This is a genomic window from Methanobrevibacter sp., assembly GCF_045116495.1.
Classification (GTDB): domain Archaea; phylum Methanobacteriota; class Methanobacteria; order Methanobacteriales; family Methanobacteriaceae; genus Methanocatella.
On the sequence record NZ_JBGULU010000175.1, the window covers coordinates 1 to 5103 of the forward strand.

General features: G+C 35.6%; 8 protein-coding genes. All 8 read right to left on the bottom strand.

Annotation, left to right across the window (positions count from 1 at the left end):
- Window positions 1–825, bottom strand: an 825-nt coding sequence (locus ACJMLH_RS09460) for a hypothetical protein (RefSeq protein WP_405277054.1), incomplete at its 3' end; no start/stop codon positions are given.
- Window positions 826–840: 15 nt separating this feature from the next.
- Window positions 841–1344 (bottom strand): hypothetical protein, encoded by a 504-nt coding sequence (locus ACJMLH_RS09465; protein WP_405277056.1) that lies wholly within the window; start codon window positions 1342–1344, stop codon window positions 841–843.
- A gap of 32 nt (window positions 1345–1376) precedes the next feature.
- Window positions 1377–1934 carry a hypothetical protein gene (locus tag ACJMLH_RS09470; RefSeq protein ID WP_405277058.1) on the bottom strand — a complete coding sequence of 186 codons (558 nt, stop codon included), beginning with the start codon at window positions 1932–1934 and terminating at the stop codon, window positions 1377–1379.
- 33 nt (window positions 1935–1967) lie between these two features.
- Complete coding sequence (locus ACJMLH_RS09475; RefSeq protein ID WP_296890919.1) at window positions 1968–2102, bottom strand: hypothetical protein; 135 nt, start codon at window positions 2100–2102, stop codon at window positions 1968–1970.
- Window positions 2095–2319: a hypothetical protein gene (locus tag ACJMLH_RS09480; RefSeq protein ID WP_296890921.1), complete on the bottom strand. Its 225-nt coding sequence runs from the start codon at window positions 2317–2319 to the stop codon at window positions 2095–2097. The genes ACJMLH_RS09475 and ACJMLH_RS09480 overlap by 8 nt, the downstream gene beginning before the upstream one ends.
- Window positions 2300–2602, bottom strand: coding sequence for a hypothetical protein (locus tag ACJMLH_RS09485; protein WP_405277061.1), 303 nt, complete (start codon window positions 2600–2602; stop codon window positions 2300–2302). Before ACJMLH_RS09485 ends, ACJMLH_RS09480 begins: the two co-directional genes overlap by 20 nt.
- Window positions 2603–2802: 200 nt before the next feature.
- Window positions 2803–2961 (bottom strand): hypothetical protein, encoded by a 159-nt coding sequence (locus tag ACJMLH_RS09490; protein ID WP_305515515.1) that lies wholly within the window; start codon window positions 2959–2961, stop codon window positions 2803–2805.
- Window positions 2962–3632: 671 nt separating this feature from the next.
- A complete protein-coding gene (locus ACJMLH_RS09495; RefSeq protein ID WP_405277064.1) occupies window positions 3633–4757 on the bottom strand; it encodes a tyrosine-type recombinase/integrase in 1125 nt (374 codons plus the stop codon).
- Window positions 4758–5103 lie beyond the last annotated feature (346 nt).

Consider the following 5103-nt stretch of genomic DNA (forward strand, 5'->3'; position numbering starts at 1 on the left):
TGTAAGACATGGTCTGCCGACAAGTTCAAGATCCTTCACTTCCCATCCGCCTTCACCGTCAGGAATGTTTAATGGTTTGTTTAGAAAACCGTCGGACTGCAGTTCCTTCATGAGGTTTTTGGATTCTTCCATAAAGTCATGGTCGTTGTTTCCTCCCATATCCCCATAGTTAACGATTTTGCCGTCATAGAAATACTTGTCTGTTTTTGCACGATTGAAGAGTGCAGCTTCAGTAATCTTTTTCTCATTGACAACAAACCTTTTAGGAATCAATCTTAAAGCGGTTTCCTGAATGTGGGATTTGCCGCTGCTTGCTTCCCCAAGACATATTACGGATACCGGATTTCTTAAGACAACTTGTCCTGCATATACGGTAAATGCATACAATATGTTGTTGCGTTCACCTGCCGTAAACCATTCGACAATACTTCCGATATAAATCAAAGGTCGACTCAATGATTGAAGTTTAGTGATAGCTTCCTTTAATTTAACACTATCCTTTTCCTGCTCGGCTTGTTTCCTGTCAGCTATTTCCTGTTCAATAACGGATAGCTCATTTTCATAGTGAAGCTGCAGGAGCTGTTTTACCTCTGCGAACTGGTTGTTGACAATCTTCGGATTTATGTCACCTTTGGGATTTACAATCTGTTTGAATTGTCTTGCGACATTACTCTGAGAAGATAATGTAGCTGGAGTTTTGTTTAAGTATTCTCCAATTTTATTACCGTCTTTATTTTTAAATACATATGTAACGCTCTCTACTTTCTTTCTGTTGATAATGAGGGTTATTGTATCTTTAGTAGGTAATTCAGCTACATTACTCATTTTGTTCTTGCTCCATTATTTTACTTGGACGTCACGTACAATGAAACTGTAATAGACATAGCTTCCGGATTTCTCTTTGACCTGTATTGTCATTTCATCCAAACCGTTAACGAATTGGCGGTATTCTGCAAGATTGACGTTTCTGAGGATATTTGATTTGCCTACACTTCCTGCATTTTCCAGTTCAAGGATTGAAGTGATGAAGTCAAAGAGTACACTTCCTTTTCTGATGTTTTTGTGAAGGTCTCCGTTGTTTTTGAGGTTGACGTTGATTTCAATGTAGAGTTGGTCATCATCCTGGAAGATGTAGAGTTTGAATCTGTTTACGGTTTTTTCTTCACCGTCGTCATCGAAGGTGTATGATGTTACTGAAGACATTTCAGGTCTGCCTCTTAAGAGGGTTCCGTCTTCAAAGTCTCTTAATTCTGCTTTTTCATATCCTTCCGGAATTTCTACAATTTCTTCGTAATCTAATTCTGTACCTGTAAATATTGTTTGTTTAGTATTTTCAAAACTCATTTTATTTTTCTCCTAAAAAATATTAAAGAGGATTAGCTATTGTCCTCTTTTAAAAATTTTGATTGGTTAACTATTCTTTCAGCGGACATTTCTTCTGCTGACACTTCACCTGCTCCAATCAGTTCAGCTATTGCACGATTGGTAGCACGTGTTTTTGCAGTAGACATAATAGTGTGATCGCTCACTTTGTCTTTGCCTTTTTCAGAACGGGAGCATAGTGCATCTGATTCAACGCTTCTGCCATTTGGTAGAGTTGCCCTGACACAGTAGTATGCTTCTTTTATTCTGCCGGTTTTTGTTCGCTCCAAATCACGATCAACAATTGCGGTATCAACATTGAATGCTCTTGACAGCTTCTGCCATGCTGACTTTTTCTTAAAGTGTCTTTTCACTTTAACATAGTTACCTTCTTCATCTTTTTCTTTAACGATTATTTCCTGATAGTCAGTGTCATTCAATAACCCCTTACAGAGTTTTTGATAAGCGTCCCATTGTTCAATAGCCACATCCACGTCAGGGACATTATCAACTTTAACTAATTCAGTTTCTTGAGAAACCTGTGGTTCTTCTATAAGTTCTGCTTTTACCATTTTTTATCACCTTGAAAATTTAGGAGGATTAGTTTATAATCCTCCTGTACTTGTTGCTATTCCAATCCAGCCGATGGCTACAGCAAATACTATGCTTCCGATGAAAATCATTTTTGGATTTGGATCCATCGGTTCTTCTTTTGGATATAATCTTGCTGGTTTAGGCATATTGACCAAACCTCCTGATGCAGACCTCAATAATGAAATTCAAATTGATTATTGTAGTCATTCCACCGTTTCTGTGAATAACAACTGTTTTATTGTCCGGAAAATTCAATTCATCTGATTTCATTACCGCACAATACGGATTTTCATCTGCAGATACGAATGCAATGAAATGTTCTTCATCCAGATTCCTTTGCATTTCAAGAATTGCATTTTCCATGTTCATCCCTTCTTTTGTGTTTCCTGAATCCGACAATAAAAGCTTCTCCTCTTATGAATTTGATTAAACCAATATCTCCTTCAGTTGCATATTGAATTAATGACAGTAGTTTGTCATGTATTACTGTCTGGTATGCTTTTTTTCCACCATCGACCAATACGATACCGTCATCATCAATGTAGAGGATTTCCTGTTCAACATCTCCTTTGGCAATTTTGATTTCACCGTTGTGAGTTAAAATGCCCTGGAAATTATCTTCAAATTGATTAATTGAGGTTGTCATAATTTATCAACCTCATTTAATGCAATAGGGGAATTCCTATTCATTGGAATTCACCCAGGTGTTCTATTCTATCAAATACCAGCCATATTCTAGCCCAGATGTTTTTTGGGACTAAAACATGGACTTCTCCGTTTATTTCTTGTTCCATCATTATTCTTGGACTCCTGATGTTATCTTAAATTTTTAGTTCGTCTGCGTGTTTAATCAAGTCTTATTATCTTGATTCTGTATGATTCGAAGAATTCTCTTTCATTTCGGATGTTTTCCGATTCCTGAATTTCAGAGATGGTTTCTTCAAGTGCCCTGAAATTATTGAAAATTATTATTTCGTTGGGCCGGGGTTTTATTGCTTCACACATTTTTTGGTGTCTCCTGTTTTCCCTCATGGGGAGTTAGTGATCAACAGTCTAAAACTCAAGTGGCCAGAAGTCTTTGAAAATAAAAATAGTTTGTAGGTAAAATCAATATTCCATTCTTAATCGCAATATTTGGAACAAATATAAGTTTTGCTTTATTTAAATTGAAAATATTTATATATTCGTTAAAATAAACTAGATATTGGGTTAAGTTTTGAAAATATTAATTTTTAACATAGTTTCGCGACATGTCTAATTATTTTTATTTTTCTTACTGACCCACCTATGTTCTACTTATTTTTTTTCATGATTCCTGTTTTTTTTGATATTTTACCTCCATATATTGAGTTTCACGCCAAACTAAAGAAAAGTTGTATGAGTGTGAAAAATTGTTCTCACTCATAAAAATTGCCTTGACTTAGTAATGGCTAATCATAGTTTGTCAAAATGAATATATAAACATTACTATTGCTTATTTAATGTTAAATCGTTTAATTATTACAATGTTATACTTGAAGATAAGGCATGTATTTTTCCAAAATTCTATAAACAAATAAACAAAAAAATATGAAAAAAACTAGAAAAACCTACAATACGAAACTCATGATGGAGCCATCATGTTGACAAATTGTAGTTAAAAAAAATATAAAAAAATAAAAAATAGAAATAAAGTTTTACATCGTATTTCTTAAAGCTTTCTTGATATAATCAATTTCGCCCTTAAGACCATCCAGTTCAGCATTCAATTTTTGATTTTCAGTCTCCATTGCCTGAAACTCCGGAGATTTGATGGATAACTTCTCAACATCAAGATTGATTGTGACTGCACCCATATGCTCAATATATTTTTCCCTTAAGCGCAAAGGGTCTTCCATGAAATAGGAAGTTCTGGTCTGATCCTTTCCTCTGCCCTGAAGCTCATCGATTTCATCCATGCTCAAACCGTCATTGTACAGCTGGCTTGCATGAAACTTCCTCAGCATGTGGGAACGGAACCGGTTGTATGAACCTGCCTTTCCAAGGTTCAGCTTGTTGTTGATTTTGCCGAAGGTATTGTTCATGTGAGTGGAACTGATATTGAAAAGAGGAGTTGAATTTGTAAGTTTCCTCTCATCTATCACAAGATAGTGAATTATTTCTGCTGTAGATTCCGGACTTGAAAAGGTGGTATAATACTTGTTGGTTTTCTGTCTTCTTAACCTCCAGGACGGAACCACATCATCACGGCCGTGCAATGCTTCAATAACATCATCTATATTATCCTTGTGATGATAATCATAGGTTGCATCAATGAAATCTTGGATAGTTATGTTTAAAGTTTCCCTTTTTGCACATCCGCTGCTGGTCATGAAGAGAATTATCGCCTTCATCAACGGATTGACCATCTTCAGAATATGCCTAAGCAATTCCTTATCGGGCAAATCATTATAAGAAATAGGCATAGGCCTTTTGACATTTTTCTGATTTAACTTTGGCATTTTACCGATTTCAATGTCAAAACCTTCTTCATATACGGTCATAACCCTACTGACATAATTCTTGACTGTAGTTGCAAGATGTCCTTTCTTCATCAAATGGTTTCTGAATGCAAGAAGTCTTGCCCTCAATTGTGAATGCTTCCATTTGACTTCTTCTCGTTCTTCTTCTTCGGCTTCTTTTAACAACTGGTAGAATGGCTTTTTATGGTATCTGGAATATAAACCAATGGCGGTGGCGTAGCTTTCATAAGTTACATCTTTAAGACCTCTCTCATCACAAAAGCTTCTTAAAAGTTGCTCATCTTTTTTGTGCATATCCATATTTATTACTCCTATATAAAATGTGTTTTTTCCAAGAGCATTTGATAAGTAATAAATATTTTGATGAGTGTTGCCCGTATACTAACTCTCTTGAATCATTGCTAGAATACCCTTCGCTCCTCGAGTAACCCTCGAAACGGGCAGCCTATCCAACGCTGGGTTTCTCCTAATCATCGACAGTATCAACTTCCCTCATAGAAGGACCGTAGGCATTGGTCAAAAATGATACGACAATAATATTATGTAAAAAATGATATTTAACTATTGTCAAAAAAAAATAAAAAAAGATTTGGGATTATAATGTGACGCCTATATCCAGTTCACTAAATTCCCTGCATCTATTTCG